Genomic DNA, 14885 nt, shown 5'->3' on the forward strand with positions numbered 1-14885 from the left:
CTCCACGTTTGGAGCCAGAAGTATACCGATTCTAAGCAATTAGGCGAGCTTAAACTTACCCACCAGCGCTTCCAATTCTTGAACTTTACGGTTCAGACCTTCTACGCTTTGCGAGCTGTCATTCGCTAATTGTAATGAACGGTTTGAGATGTCGCTGATCGATGTAATGTCAGCCGCAATTTCTTTCGTCACTGCGGTTTGCTCTTCCGCTGCTGTCGCGATTGAGTTCACCATGCTTTGAACATGAGCCGCACCAGAAACGATTTCTTCCAGTGAGTTCACCGCTCCCGAGCTTTGACTCACGCCAATTTCAACCAAACGACAGCCATCTTCCGTGTAAGTCACTGCCTCTTGAGTGCCGACTTGAATCGCTTGGATGATCTCACCGACCTCTTGTGTTGCCTTCGTTGTGCGTTCAGCCAGAGCGCGTACTTCATCGGCAACCACAGCAAAGCCACGACCAAACTCGCCTGCACGTGCCGCTTCGATTGCCGCGTTCAATGCCAGCAGGTTCGTCTGCTCGGCAATGTCTTCGATCACTTTGATAACCGCGCCAATTTTCTCGCCATGAGAACCTAGGCTGTTCATCTGCACCGACATATCCGACATTTGCTGTGATACCTGTTGAATGCTCTCCACCATCTCAACAATCACGGTGCGACCTTGTTCAGCGGTTGATTCCGACTTGCGTGCTTCTTCAAACGTCGCAGCACCTTGCTCTGCAACTTGAGAAATGGTCAAGCTCAACTCTTCTGCCGCAGTCGCAATCAAGTTTGCTTTATCAGATTGGCTACTTGCACCCGACACAATATCTTGGCTCACAACTGACAGCTCGCCGGTAACCGATTTCACTTCTTCCGATACGAGCGAAATCGAACCAATAAGGCTAGTCAATGATGCTTGCATCTTATTTAGAGAAGTCGCTAGGTTAGCCAACTCGTCACCCGATTTATCTTCAATCGGTTCTACCGTTAAATCGCCTTCCGCGACACGTTGCGCTAACTCATCGAGCTTACTCAAACGGTGAGTAATTGAGTTGGACAACAAGTACGCAATAACGGCTGTTGCAATCAGCGCAATCGAACCAAGCACATAAATCGTCAGTTCAATGCTATTAAACGAATCCGAAAGGTCCAGTAGCGCTTCACTGGTACTTTGGCGACCATCCGTTGATGCCGCATCAAGGATAGATTCAATCGGCGCTAGGTTAGCGTCATAAAGAGAGCGAAGGCGCGCCACGTTCTCTTCAACGTTTTCTAGACCAAGATTAGTCAAAATTTGCGACTCAAAGTCACGAGTGAAATTACTCATGTAACGTTCAACTTTTTCAACATTACGGTAATCTTCGCCACCAACCGTTTCCAAAAGTTTGACTTCAGCAATCGCTGCTGCAAATTCTTGTTTATTTACTTGGTACTCCGCCTGAGCACCCGATACACCTACGATGCTACCTAATGCATCACGATAAACATCACCTGCTTCATCGATCAAAATTAAGTACTGAACAGTTTCAGGAACATCGTCCGTTCTCACCTCGTCAGCCACTTCGTGCGAGTTCAATACTTCTAATGTGATAATTCCAATCATCACCAGCATGATTGCTAAGATTGCACCAAAACTCGCGTACAGTTTTTTACGAACAGACATTGTCACTAATAACCTACCTTACCCTTGTCTTCTATTTTCTAACTTAGTTCATCCACATATTTACACATGCTTTGTAAGGCTTATCGGAACGTTCAACTGCAACTTTAACACTTATTTTTGTGATCCAGCTCTCTTTGCGAGTCGTCTCACAATTAATACCCATTATTAATATGAATTCACTCAATCCTATAAATAATGAATATAAAAAACGGGAGCCTGTGAAGACTCCCGTTTATTAGTTTTTGAATTTAGCTGAATACTTCTCGCTTATAGCTTCTTAGAAAAGATACCTGCGAGGGCAATGATACCAATACCAAGTAGCATGATTTCGCCTTTACCGCTGTCGAAACCAGACTTGATGCCCATGAAAGCTACGATTGCGATAGCGACTGGGATTACGTATTTAACTAGGTTGTACCATAGACCAAATAGAGGGAAAGAAACTTTACCATCGTTAGTGATCTCTTTTTCAAGGTCAGCACGGTTTAGACGCCAGCCTGCAAAGATACATACCAACATACCGCCGACCGCTAGGAAGATCTTATCTGTTAGTAGGTCGAAGATATCAAATGCGCCCGTACCGAATAGAGTTGGACCAACACCACCAAGTGACAGTGACGCGAACACACATAGTGTTGCCATTACGACGCTCGCAGACAGTACTGCTGTTGAACGCTTCAGACCTTTCTCATCGATTAGGTAAGAAACAACTACCTCTAGTAGAGATACAGAAGACGTCAGTGCCGCAACAGTAAGACCAATGAAGAACATCAGAGCAAATAGAAGACCAATTACGCCGCCCATTTCAGCAAACAGTTGAGGTACAACTACGAAGACTAGACCTGGACCTGCTGCTGGCTCCATACCAAATGCGAACATTGCAGGGAACATAGCTACACCCGCTAGGATTGCAACACCTGTGTCCATTGCCGTAACCATACCGGTTGTTTGAACTAGGTTCTCTTTCTTCTTCAGGTAAGAACCGTATGTCATCATACAACCCATACCTAGACTTAGAGAGAAGAATGCCTGACCTAGCGCCGCTAGAACGACATTGCTGTCTACTTTTGAGAAGTCAGGCATGAACAGGAACTCAAGACCTGCCATTGCGCCCGGTAGCATCAGACCTTTCACTGATACAACGATCAGGATAAGGAATAGAAGAGGCATTAGGATTTTACCCGCTTTCTCGATACCGCCAGAAATACCTTTCATTACGATAACGATGTTTAGGAACAGGTAAACACCCATCCACATTAGCGGTTGAACTGGATCAGAAATGAAGCCGCCGAAGCTGTCACCAATTGCTTCAGGAGCACTTAGTAGACCACCGCCTACTTTAAAGATGTACGCTAACGCCCAGCCACCTACTACAGGGTAGAAACCCATGATCAATAGACCACTCAGTACGCCGATAACACCCGTAAATGTCCAACGACGATCAGTCGATTTGAAAGCACCTACTGCTGAAAGACCTGTCTTACGACCAATAGCGAACTCAGTAAGCATGACGCTAAAGCCGATAAAAATAACAAACAAAAGGTAAATTGCAACGAACGCACCGCCGCCGCTCTCACCAGCTGTGTAAGGGAATTTCCATATATTGCCTAAACCGACAGCGGAACCCGCTGCTGCCATTACGAAGCCTAGTTTAGACCCCCACGTATCACGTGGTGCTGCTGTATTTGTAGCCACGCTTTTTCTCCAAAATGTTTTGTTGTGTTTGCATAGAGATAGGCGTCTAGAATATGTTCGTGTAAACATTAATGTACACTTTATAAGATGTTTGTGTGACGCTCTATGTATGGCAAGTAAAGCAGTTTAACTTTAAAATTGGAACCCCGAATAGCACATTTATCGCGCAAATGTATCATTGTTCACGCTAAATGCTGCTTTTTTGCGCAAAAGTTAAAATTTCATCCAACTTTTCACACCTTAGTAACACATTACCCCGTTATAAAATCTATTTCACAACATAAAATCACCTAACCGTGTTGGTATGAAAATAGTTTCCCGTTACGTCATTTCCGCTTAATATCCATGTTGGGCTTATTACTTTTGGCGTATATGGACAAGTTCTATCACTTTCTCACCCTAGCTAGCATCGGGCTTTATTGGTTCCTAGTGGCTGGTGTTACTATTCGTGTCGTATTAAAACGTCGCGCTGTTAGCGTCTCTCTTGCATGGCTGATGATCATCTACATCCTGCCAGTGCTTGGCGTTGCCTGTTATTTCTTATTTGGTGAGCTTAACCTTGGTCGAAAACGTGCAGAACGGGCTAAAGTGATGTTCACACCGTTCCAACAATGGTTCACTCAGTTAAATGATTGTAACGCGCATGTTCCAGAAGCAATGGGGCGTCATATCTATCGCATTGATGAGCTATGTAACAACCGTTTGGGTCTTCCTGCATTAAGTGGTAACACACTTTCACTTCAGCAATCACCGGATGAGATCCTTCATTCCATCATTGAAGATATCGAAAACGCACAGCACAGCATTCGAATGGTGTTCTACATTTGGCACCCAGGAGGCTTAGCCGATTCAGTCGCTTCTGCACTGATTCAAGCGGCAAAACGTGGCGTAGACGTAAAACTGCTTCTTGACTCTGCTGGTAGTCCGCGTTTCTTCCGCAGTCATTGGTATAAGATGATGAAGGATGCGGGCATCGATGTAGTACAAGCATTGGAAGTTAAAATGTGGCGTATCTTCCTGCGCCGTTTGGACTTGCGTCAGCATCGTAAGATCATCGTGATTGATGACGAAATTGCTTATACAGGCTCAATGAACTTGGTCGACCCTGCTTTCTTTAAACAAAGCAGTGGTGTTGGTCAGTGGATTGACATCATGGTGCGAATTACCGGTCCTACGGTCAACGTGCTAAGTGCCATTCACTGCTGGGATTGGGAAGTAGAAACAGGTGAACGTCAGTTACCTAAACACCCAGAGTGCCGCATTGACAACAGCGATGAGTTTCAACATCCAATTCAGGTGGTTCCGTCTGGTCCGGGGATGCCGGAGTACTTGATTTACCAAGTACTGACTTTGGCGATCAACCAAGCGAATCGCTCGGTGAGGATCACCACGCCTTACTTCGTGCCAAGCTCTGATTTACTCGAAACATTAAAAATGACCGCACAACGTGGCATCGATGTTGAGCTGATCATCCCGCACAAAAACGATTCCATGATGGTGCAATGGGCATCGCGAGCTTTCTACAGTGAGCTGATGGCTGCTGGTGTGAAAATCTACGAATTCTATGGCGGTTTATTGCACACTAAATCGGTGGTGATTGATGATCAATTCTGTCTGGTCGGCACGGTAAACATGGATATGCGCAGCTTGTGGCTCAACTTTGAGGTAACTCTGGCAGTAGATGACGAAGAGTTCACCAAGCAAATGTCGTGGCTGCAGGACACCTACATCCAACAATCACACACTGTTGATAAAGAAGAATGGGAGAAGCGCAGTATCTTCTCTCGTTTCTTGGAACGTGTTTTCTATCTATTTAACCCATTGCTATAACAAATGAGTTATACCCAAGTAACCTCGAGATGCTAGGTTCAGCGAGAATGACTTGGTTTGTAGACGCGGCGGCGATTTAAAGGTCTAGTGGGTCTAAATCAAGAATCGACAACAAAGTATACAAACCAAGACAACTCGCCCTTTGGGAGCGTGTCATTGACTCGACTTCTGCGTCAAACAACTTGGAAAGAGCTGGCTATTACGCTGCGTTGTTTTCCTTGACCTCGAATCAATGACTACGCTCTGAATCCTGCATCTTGAAGTCACTTGGGTATAAAGCTAATAAATCTCTACAAAACCGACAGTTCTATGCTGTCGGTTTTCTTTATCTGTTGCACTTTCTCACTGTTTTTCGCTCTATGCTCTGACGAGTCGTTTCATTTCTACTTTTCCCTTGCAAACCACCCTTGGTCCATGTTTTAAATATTGAAAATCGTAATTTAGACAGGGAATTTTTATGTCAGAAGGCAAAAAGACCAAACTCGTTACCGCAGGTCGTGATAAGAAGTGGACAAATGGCGTGGTAAACCCACCAGTGCAGCGCGCTTCTACTATAGTGTTTGATACCGTCGCAGAAAAAAACCAAGCGATGATCAATCGTACAAATAAAACCCTGTTTTACGGACGCCGTGGTACAAACACACACTTTGCCTTTCAAGATGCCATGGTAGAGGTCGAAGGCGGCGCAGGGTGTGCCCTTTACCCATGTGGCACGGCGGCAATTTCTAATGCCATCTTGTCTTTTGTCGAAACGGGCGACCATATCTTAATGGTGGATACCTGCTACGAACCTACTCGCGATTTCTGTGACACCATCATGAAGAAGATGGGTGTAGAGACAACTTACTTCGATCCTATGATCGGCGCAGGCATTCGTGACCTTATTCAGCCGAATACTAAAGTGCTTTTCCTTGAGTCTCCTGGTTCCATTACCATGGAAGTGATGGATGTCCCTACCCTAGCAAGCATTGCACACGAACAAGACATCATTGTAATGTTGGATAACACATGGGGCGCGGGGGTGAACTTCTCACCATTCGAGCACGGCGTGGATATCTCTATCCAAGCAGCAACCAAATACATTGTTGGTCACTCAGATGTAATGCTGGGTACGGCGGTTGCGTCTGAGAAGTACTGGGATCAGCTACGCGAGCAGAGCTACCTAATGGGTCAATGTGTTTCTCCTGATGATGCATATCTAGGTCTGCGTGGTATTCGCACACTTGATGTACGCTTACGCCAACACGCGGAAAACAGCCTAAAAGTCGCGCAATGGTTAGCAGCTCGTCCTGAAGTTGACCACGTTCGTCACCCTGCTCTAGAGAGTTGTCCGGGTCACGAATTCTATAAACGCGATTTTACTGGTGGTAACGGTCTGTTCTCATTCGTGTTGAAAAGCTCGTACCCGAAAGCCACCACAGCATTGTTGGATGGTATGAAGCACTTCAGCATGGGTTATTCATGGGGCGGGTTTGAGAGTTTGATTTTAGCTAACGAGCCAAAGAGCTTTAATAGCTTGCGCACAGTGGCGAATCCAAATTTCGAAGGTACATTGGTACGTCTACACATTGGTTTAGAAGATGTAGAAGACTTAATCGCCGATCTTGAAGCTGGCTTTGCTCGATACAATGCATTAGTGCTAGAAAAAGAAGCCTCTTTATAAGCATTCAGAACAATTATTAAATAGCCTCGTACTGCGAGGCTATTTTTTTACCTCTCATTATAGAGTTACTAACTCATTGTCTTAATTAGAATTAACTAACATTCTAATATTCATCAATCCTATGTTAATTGAATCTGTTGATTTTCTTTTGAGTAATCACAGATTAAAACAATGTGCCACAAACGAACTTCTCAACCGCAAAACTTATCTCCTATTTTATAAAACTCATAAGAGGTCATACCACAAGGAGATAGTTTTGAAACTCAGATTCATAACAACAATGCTTTTCGTTTTAAGCACCCTACCTTTTGCATCTGCCAACGCCAGTGGTTACACAGAAACCAAATACCCCATCGTACTTGTCCATGGTTTATTTGGTTTTGATTCCCTTGCCGGAGTCGATTACTTCTATGGCATCCCACATGCTCTAACGAAAGATGGCGCGACGGTTTATGTCGCTCAAGTCTCCGCAACCAACAGCAGTGAAGCACGTGGAGAGCAGCTCTTGGCTCAAGTAGAAACGTTGCTTGCTGCTACAGGCGCGGAAAAGGTCAATTTGATTGGGCACAGCCATGGTGGACCAACAACACGTTATGTTGCTTCTGTACGCCCAGATTTAGTGGCGTCCGTTACCAGTATTGGAGGGGTGAACAAAGGATCAAAAGTAGCTGATATTGTGCGTGGAACGGTTCCTGAAGGTTCCATCAGTGAAGGTGTCGCGGTGAAGCTAGCAGAAGGGCTGGTGACTCTCATTAATCTACTTTCCGGTGGCACTGATCTCGACCAAGACCCACTAGCTTCCTTAGCGGCACTAACCACCGAAGGTTCTTTGGCGTTCAACCAGCATTACCCTGAAGGCATTCCAACCAGTGAATGTGGAGATGGAGACCTATTGGCGTCTAACGGTGTGCATTACTACTCATGGACTGGCTCTTCCAACTTTACCAACCTGTTTGATCCAACAGACGGCGCAATGGTGGTTTTAGGTTTGGCGTTTGATAGTCCAAATGATGGTCTCGTGGGCACGTGCAGCACTCACTTGGGGAAAGTGATTCGTGATGATTACAAAATGAATCATCTGGATGAAATCAACGGGCTGCTAGGTATCCATCATTTGTTCGAAACGGATCCAGTCACATTGTATCGCCAACATGCAAACCGCCTAAAACAGCAAGGTCTATAAGAAGGAAGCCATTATGAAGAAAGTCGCTCTCATCACCTTATTCATCGTATCACTCATTGGTGTAGGAGCGGCTTATCTGTTTCCATCGTCTCCACCTTCACAACTTATAAAAGCTCAGTCACAACAGGACACCAGTATTGATCTCTCTTCTCAAAAAGACTTCTTTGAATACACTCTGAGCGGTCTAGGAGAACAAAGCCTTGAAGAAATCAAAGCCAACGTAAAAACTGGTGAATCACAACTAGATTCACTGGGTATCAGCGCAGAACTGTTCGAGACCTATCTTGCATACAAAGAAGCACTATCCAAGCTAGAACCGTTCGAAGGAAATTCGTTGTCATTAAACGAACTGAAGCAGCTAAATGACGCAATCTTAGCGATGCAAAGCGCGTTTTTTACTGACGAACAAATTGCTCAACTTTTCGATGAAGAAAATCGCTTACGCCAGTTAGCAATAGATAAACTCACCATTCGAGAAACCGAATTAGACGCTGATTCTCAACAACAAATGCTTGAAGAAAACCTCGCCTCTCAACCTAAGTACATTCAACAAAGTGAGCGCAACAACGCGCTAGTGATTGAACTAAATCAGACCTCAGAAATGTCTGCACAGGAGAAGTATTTGGCTCGTGTTGATTTGGTGGGTGAAGAAGGCGCGGAACGACTACAAGCTCTGGATGAACAACGAGCCTCGTTTAACGCATCACTCAACGATTATTTAGAGAAACGTGCGGAGATCATCAACAATGATTTCCTCGGCGAAGAAGAAAAGAAAACAGAAATAGCCGGATTAAGAGAACAAAGCTTCGAGCAAAACCAATGGCGTCGCATAGAAGCTTTGGAAAGGATTCATGATAGTAAATCTAAAAACTAATTCAGTTTTTTAGGACAACCAACAATATGGTCATCGACCATACCTACTGCTTGCATGAAGGCGTAGCAAATGGTCTCACCAACAAACTTAAAGCCTTTCTTTTTGAGGAACTTACTCATCGCTTTGGATTGTTCTGTCGATACTGGCACTTGGCTCATGTCTGTCCAGTGATTCACGATTGGTTTGCCATCAACAAATTGCCATAGCGCCGCTGAAAGGCTTCCGTATTCTTCTATCAATTGCTTTGCCGCTTTGGCATTACTGAATACCGAATTAATTTTGCCGCGATGCTTAACCACGTCGAAGTTTTCAACGATGAATTCGGTACGCACTTCATCGCGTTTAATCAGCTTATCTAAGTCATAGTTTTCAAACGCTTCTCGATAACCTTCACGCTTTTTCAAAATCGTAATCCAGCTTAAACCGGCTTGCGCACCTTCTAGCGTGATGAATTCGAACAATACCGTATCGTCGTGTACAGGCACACCCCATTCAGTATCGTGATATTCGCGTTCAAGTGGATGGTTCATCGCCCATGCACACGTATTCTGTTCCATATTTAATCCTTATAAAAACGCCCCTGACGTTAGCCAGAGGCGCTCTAGAACGTTACTTAAACTAAGTCGTTACTTCGGCACTGCCACCTTGTGGAATAGACGATACAACACTGGCACGACAATTAGTGTCAGTACGGTCGCAAAACCTAAACCAAACATGATGGTTACAGCCATTGGTTTAAAGAAGATATCCGGTAGTAGAGGAATCATACCTAGAATGGTTGTGATTGCAGCCATGCATACTGGACGCACACGACTTACTGCGGCATCCACCACTGCGTCGTACGCTTCTTTACCCGACTTCATTTCAATCTCAATCTGATCAAGCAGTACGATACCATTTTTCAGTACCATCCCCGACAGACTCAAGAAACCCAGTAATGCCATAAAGCCAAACGGCGTATTCAACACCAATAGACCGGTTGTCACACCAATTAATGCCAAAGGTACTGTCAACCAAACAATAAGAGGCTCTTTGATTGAGTTAAACAAGAAGATGGTGATCAAGAACATAAACAAGTAACCCATCGGCATCGTGGTAAACAACGACGCCTTCGCATCACCTGATGACTCATACTCACCACCCCACTCTAGTGAGTAACCTGGTGGCATTTCGATCGCTTCAATCTGCGGCTGTAGACGTGCTTGCAATGTTGCCGCTGTCTCTTCACCTAGGATATCTGGATCTGCCATTACCGTTAGCATGCGCTTACGGTTCTTACGCACAATGATTGGGTCTTCCCAACGCATGTCGTAACCCATAGTTACTTGTTGTAGAGGAATAAATTCACTCTGCGCTGGGCTCCAAATTTTCATGCCTTCGATGTTACGAATGTCGATACGCTCATCTTCCGGAAGACGCGCAACAATCGGCATCAGAGTTGTACCATCGCGGTATAAACCAATATTCATACCAGAGAAGGACATCGATAAGAAATCATCCACATCCGATTTAGTGATGCCGTAACGACGAGCTTGACTTTCATTAAACTGAGGCTCAAGCACTTGTGTACGTTCACGCCAATCGTGACGAATGTTCGTTGCTCCCGGGTCGGCGTACATCACATCCATCACTTGTGCAGCAATAGTACGCAGCACCGTTGGGTCAGAACCAATAATGCGCGCTTCAATCTTCGCACCGCCACCAGGACCCAATTCAATTTGCTTCAATTTGTAATTGATTTCTGGGTAGTTGGATTTGATGTGCTCTCTAAAGCGCTCCATAAGTGGTGCTAACGCTTCGTAGTTCTCAACACGCGTAGTGATCTCACCATAAGCCGCGTAGCTTTTCTCTGGGGCATAAGTCAGCATGAAGCGCTGCAAACCCTTACCTGCGGTGGTAGTGATATGTTCAACGTGATCTTGCTCAGCAAGCCAGCCTTCCAGTTCTTTCAGCGTATCATTCGTAGCTCGAATATCCGTACCCTCTGGCAACCAAACATCCAACTGGAAAATAGGGGTGGTTGAAGATGGGAAGAAGGCTTGTTTCACATAGGTGAAGCCGTAAACACTCGCCGCTAGACCTGCCACCAAGACAACAACAGTAAACCACGCTCGGCGCATACAGAAGCTTAAGAACTTCTTATACATAACGAAGATGATGCCATTGTATGGGTCATTGTCTTCGCCTTCACCACTCTTAATTTTCTGACCTTTGAAGAAAATATCAGCGAAGAAAGGCGTCAACGAAATAGCGGTAAACCAGCTCAGCATTAACGAGATAAGCAGTACGGTAAACAAGGTACCACAGTACTCACCCGTCGAGTCTTCTGATAGACCGATTGGTGCAAAAGCAGTAACAGCGATAACCGTCGCGCCTAAAAGCGGCCATTTGGTTTGCGTGACGATATCCGTCGCAGCTTGAAGTCTCGTTCGTCCTTTTTGAGTCCCGATGAGTATCCCTTCCACGACGACGATGGCGTTATCCACCAGCATACCCAGAGCAATAACCAATGCCCCAAGAGAGATACGTTGTAAATCGATGGCTAAGTACTTCATAAAAATGAAGGTACCTAGTACAGTCAGTAGCAAGATCAGACCAATAAGCAGACCTGAGCGTAAACCCATAAAGAACAACAGAACGATGATTACGATACCAACGGCTTGAGCCAAACTGATAACGAAGCCACTCACCGACTTATCTACTTCTTTTGGCTGATTGTAGATTTCTGAAATTTGAACGCCTACTGGCTGTTGGTACTTCAGTTCTGCAACTCGACGATCAAATGCCTTGCCAACTTCAACAACGTTGACCCCTTGAGCAAATGAAATCCCCAAGTTCAGCGCCAACTCACCATTGTAGTTAATGATGTTGGTTGGAACTTCTACATAACCTCGTTTAATTTCGGCAACGTCTTTTAAGAAAATCAGACCTTGTGCACCAGACTCGGTGATCAATAAGTCACCTAGCTCATCTACGCTTTGAAACTCACCGGTAGGTTGAATACGAATGTACTCATCACCGATACGGATCGCACCTGCATCAGAAACTACGTTTTGGGTCGAAAGTAAGTTAAAAACGGTTGTCGGAGATAGCCCCAAACTGCTTAGCTTTTTCATCGAGATTTCGATGAACACTTGCTCTTGCTGTTGACCAGATACCGAGACCTTACTTACCCCATCAACCAGTTCAAGTTCACGCCTTAAATAATCAACGTAATCGAGCAACTCTTTATAACTGTATCCGTCACCAGTTACCGCAAGCAAAATCCCGTATACATCGCCGAAGTCATCAATCACCGATGGGTCATTGACACCCGGTGGTAATGTACCTTTTAGGTCATTAACCTTACGACGTAGTTCATCCCAAATCTGTGGTAAATCATCCGGACCATAGTTGTTTTTCATGGTCACTGTAATTTGAGATAGACCACGGCTGGAAATGGAGTTCACTTCATCCACGTAGGTTAATTGCTGAATCGCTTTCTCTATCGGATAAGTAACTTCTTCTTCCACTTGTTGTGGCGTTGCCCCCGGATAAGAGGTCACTACCATTGCGTCTTTAATAGTAAAGGCTGGATCTTCAAGACGCCCTAATCCAAAGAACGCTGCAACACCACCAATCAAGAAGATCAGCGACACCATCCAACTGATTACGCGGTTTCTAATGAAATACGCCGCAATACCCGTTACGTTTTCATCATCTTGTTGAGGCGCAACGTTATTTTGTTCACTCATTGAGTTGCCTCCTGCTTAACCACTTCCACTTTCATGCCTTCTCTCAATCGAGCCACACCTGCAACAACGACTTTGTCATCAAGCTCTAGACCATCAAGAATTTGAACCGATGTTTTTGATGCTTTGCCCGCTCGTACTTGCTTGCGAGTGACGGTATTGTCGTCATTTAGCACCCAAACAAATTTGTTTTCTCGGCTTAAATCATCGCCATCAGCATTGAAAATCGCTTCAATCGGAACATTGATACCAACATTCAATTCCAAGCCAACATTCTCATCTTTAGACGTCACATCAACAGCCATACCGTCAAGAATGTACTCTTGCTCTGGCATAGGCAGTGATAAGGTGACGGTAAATGTGCCAGTATCTGGATCTGGTTCGGTCGTGAATTCTTTGATGTGGGCTTTGTATTCATTACCACTTGGTACACGAACCACCGCATCAATTTTGGCAAGATTTTCCGACGTCGGCGGCTGTTTGACATAGAGGCGATCCGGAAGTTGGATCAGCACTTCAACACGATCAACACTATGAATGTTCACGATGTACTGCCCAACTTGAATATTTTCAAACTGGTCAACGTTGACACGTGAGATGATGCCGTCAACAGGCGCTTTAAGTTGAGTAAAAGACAGTCGAAGTTTGGCTAACTCCAATTCAGCAAGTGCGATTTGACGTTGTGCTGCAATCTCATCGAATTGAGATTTCGCTAATAAACCTTTTTTCACCAAAGGTGCAGAGCGACGATACTGGCTATCGACGACGGAAAAACGTGCCGAAGCATTATCAACATCAAGCTGATAATCCGTAGGATCCAGTGTGGCAATGACATCGCCTTTAATGACTTTATCACCCTCTTTCACCAACACTCGGCTCACCTCACCCGCAACACGGAAACTCAAATGCGAACGGTCAGCCGCATTGGCAATAGCAGGGAAATAAAGATTATCATCGACTCGCTTTCCTTCCAGAGAAGCGACTCTCACACGAGGTGTTTCTAGTTCTCTTTCAGGTCCTTTGTCACCACAACCAGCGAGCAATACCGCAGAGCAAAGCGTCGTTAAAGCTAAGATTCCTTTCATGTTACAGCCCTCGCTCCTTAACCCATTCTCGAACCTTAATACCCGGTTCGATCACGTTCACGCCAGAGATAATGATTTGATCACCATCTTGCAGTCCTTCCTCGATTTGCTGCTTATCGTTTAACGCGACGGACACTTTCTCAACAATACCTTGGTCATTGACACGCCAAACACAGGTTTTGCCATCTTCAGTAAATATCGCGGAGCTTGGAATTCGGGTGGCACCTGCATTTTCAGAAACTAAATGCACGTTACCGGACATACCCGGCAATATCCCCACCCCTTCTGGTCGTTCCATTACCATGGTGACTTTGTAACTACCAGTTTTAGGGTCTGCTTCAGTATCAATTTCTTGGAAGGTTAACTCGAAAGAACGCTCTGGGAATGCATCAAACGTCATGGAGGCGTACGCATTTGCACCTTGAGTAAATTTACTTAACAAGTGATCAGGCAGTTGGAACAGTACCTTCATTACTTGGTTGGTCTGAATATTCATGACGCCTTCTTTTGCCGCCACATACTCATGGTTTTCTGCTGGGAGATAAGAAATCGTGCCGTCATAAGGGGCAACAAGTTTGGTGTATCTTAGGTTTGCTTTTGCCTGATTCCACTGGGCTTTGGCCGAGTTGTGATTGGCTTTTGCTGCATCAAAATCTTGTTCCGAGACTACTTGTTCTTTACGAAGCTTTTTCGAACGCTCGTATTGAACGTCAGCAAGGGTGTAGTTTGCACGGGCTTGTTTTTCGAGTAGTGAATACTCATCGGGGTTGAGCACGGCAAGCACATCGCCTTTATTGACCATTTGACCTGCGTTTACTTCTATCGATTGAAGCAAACCAGGGACACGAAATGCGAGTACTGCTCGGTCACCAGCTTCTGTAGTGGCAGGAAAATGTCTTTCAAACTGAGCATTGCCTACAGAAACAGTGAAGAGTTTGGCGGGCCGAGATTCGGGTTCAGGGACTGGTGGCAGCTCTTTACCACACCCCGAAAGAACCGTCATGACAGCGATTGGAATGAGCGCTTTTCTCATGTGAATTCATCCATTTAACATCCATTCTTTTTAAGGTAGATGAATTTATGACATTCTTCTAGAGCATCTGAATCTAATTTTTCTTTAAAATGAGCTATTTGAGACAAAAATAAAGCAGACCGAGGTCTGCTTTATCAATAAATT

10 protein-coding genes are annotated in these 14885 nt (G+C 45.0%); 4 read left to right on the forward strand and 6 right to left on the reverse strand.

The window, feature by feature from the left end:
• Positions 1-39: 39 nt before the first annotated feature.
• Together QMY49_RS08435 and QMY49_RS08440 are read right to left on the reverse strand one after the other, a co-directional pair.
• Positions 40-1653 (reverse strand): methyl-accepting chemotaxis protein, encoded by a 1614-nt coding sequence (locus tag QMY49_RS08435; protein WP_026000108.1) that lies wholly within the window; start codon positions 1651-1653, stop codon positions 40-42.
• 261 nt (positions 1654-1914) lie between these two features.
• Positions 1915-3342 carry a sodium-dependent transporter gene (locus tag QMY49_RS08440; protein ID WP_005450673.1) on the reverse strand — a complete coding sequence of 476 codons (1428 nt, stop codon included), beginning with the start codon at positions 3340-3342 and terminating at the stop codon, positions 1915-1917.
• Between the two features lie 372 nt (positions 3343-3714).
• On the opposite strand from QMY49_RS08440, the gene cls reads away from it, so the two are divergent.
• From cls to QMY49_RS08460, 4 genes are all read left to right on the forward strand, one after another.
• Positions 3715-5172: a cardiolipin synthase gene (cls, locus tag QMY49_RS08445; RefSeq protein WP_005450675.1), complete on the forward strand. Its 1458-nt coding sequence runs from the start codon at positions 3715-3717 to the stop codon at positions 5170-5172.
• A gap of 457 nt (positions 5173-5629) precedes the next feature.
• A complete protein-coding gene (locus QMY49_RS08450) occupies positions 5630-6835 on the forward strand; it encodes a cystathionine beta-lyase (protein WP_005450676.1) in 1206 nt (401 codons plus the stop codon).
• 280 nt (positions 6836-7115) lie between these two features.
• A complete protein-coding gene (locus tag QMY49_RS08455) occupies positions 7116-8018 on the forward strand; it encodes an esterase/lipase family protein (protein WP_009698161.1) in 903 nt (300 codons plus the stop codon).
• A 13-nt stretch (positions 8019-8031) separates the two neighbouring features.
• Positions 8032-8892, forward strand: a complete 861-nt coding sequence (locus tag QMY49_RS08460; protein ID WP_283311006.1) for a lipase secretion chaperone — start codon at positions 8032-8034, stop codon at positions 8890-8892.
• On the opposite strand, the gene QMY49_RS08465 is transcribed toward QMY49_RS08460, so the two are convergent.
• From QMY49_RS08465 to QMY49_RS08480, 4 genes are all read right to left on the reverse strand, one after another.
• The gene (locus tag QMY49_RS08465) at positions 8889-9449 is read right to left on the reverse strand and encodes a DNA-3-methyladenine glycosylase I (RefSeq protein ID WP_258455346.1); all 561 of its coding nucleotides are present in this window, start codon (positions 9447-9449) and stop codon (positions 8889-8891) included. The genes QMY49_RS08460 and QMY49_RS08465 overlap by 4 nt on opposite strands.
• A gap of 69 nt (positions 9450-9518) precedes the next feature.
• Positions 9519-12626, reverse strand: coding sequence for an efflux RND transporter permease subunit VmeI (vmeI, locus tag QMY49_RS08470; protein ID WP_005450688.1), 3108 nt, complete (start codon positions 12624-12626; stop codon positions 9519-9521).
• Positions 12623-13708, reverse strand: a complete 1086-nt coding sequence (locus tag QMY49_RS08475) for an efflux RND transporter periplasmic adaptor subunit (RefSeq protein ID WP_005450690.1) — start codon at positions 13706-13708, stop codon at positions 12623-12625. Before QMY49_RS08475 ends, vmeI begins: the two co-directional genes overlap by 4 nt.
• Position 13709: 1 nt before the next feature.
• Complete coding sequence (locus QMY49_RS08480) at positions 13710-14741, reverse strand: efflux RND transporter periplasmic adaptor subunit (RefSeq protein ID WP_005450692.1); 1032 nt, start codon at positions 14739-14741, stop codon at positions 13710-13712.
• Positions 14742-14885: the final 144 nt, after the last annotated feature.

The sequence above is a fragment of the Vibrio harveyi genome, from assembly GCF_030060435.1.
Classification (GTDB): Bacteria; Pseudomonadota; Gammaproteobacteria; order Enterobacterales; family Vibrionaceae; genus Vibrio; species Vibrio harveyi.

What these genes read in the sequence shown, in the direction of transcription:
- QMY49_RS08475 (WP_005450690.1), bottom strand. Translation starts at nt 13,708, where the DNA reads ATGAAAGGAATCTTAGCTTTAACGACGCTTTGCTCTGCGGTATTGCTC.
- cls (WP_005450675.1), top strand. Translation starts at nt 3,715, where the DNA reads ATGGACAAGTTCTATCACTTTCTCACCCTAGCTAGCATCGGGCTTTAT.
- QMY49_RS08465 (WP_258455346.1), bottom strand. Translation starts at nt 9,449, where the DNA reads ATGGAACAGAATACGTGTGCATGGGCGATGAACCATCCACTTGAACGC.
- QMY49_RS08450 (WP_005450676.1), top strand. Translation starts at nt 5,630, where the DNA reads ATGTCAGAAGGCAAAAAGACCAAACTCGTTACCGCAGGTCGTGATAAG.
- QMY49_RS08455 (WP_009698161.1), top strand. Translation starts at nt 7,116, where the DNA reads ATGCTTTTCGTTTTAAGCACCCTACCTTTTGCATCTGCCAACGCCAGT.
- QMY49_RS08460 (WP_283311006.1), top strand. Translation starts at nt 8,032, where the DNA reads ATGAAGAAAGTCGCTCTCATCACCTTATTCATCGTATCACTCATTGGT.
- vmeI (WP_005450688.1), bottom strand. Translation starts at nt 12,626, where the DNA reads ATGAGTGAACAAAATAACGTTGCGCCTCAACAAGATGATGAAAACGTA.
- QMY49_RS08480 (WP_005450692.1), bottom strand. Translation starts at nt 14,741, where the DNA reads ATGAGAAAAGCGCTCATTCCAATCGCTGTCATGACGGTTCTTTCGGGG.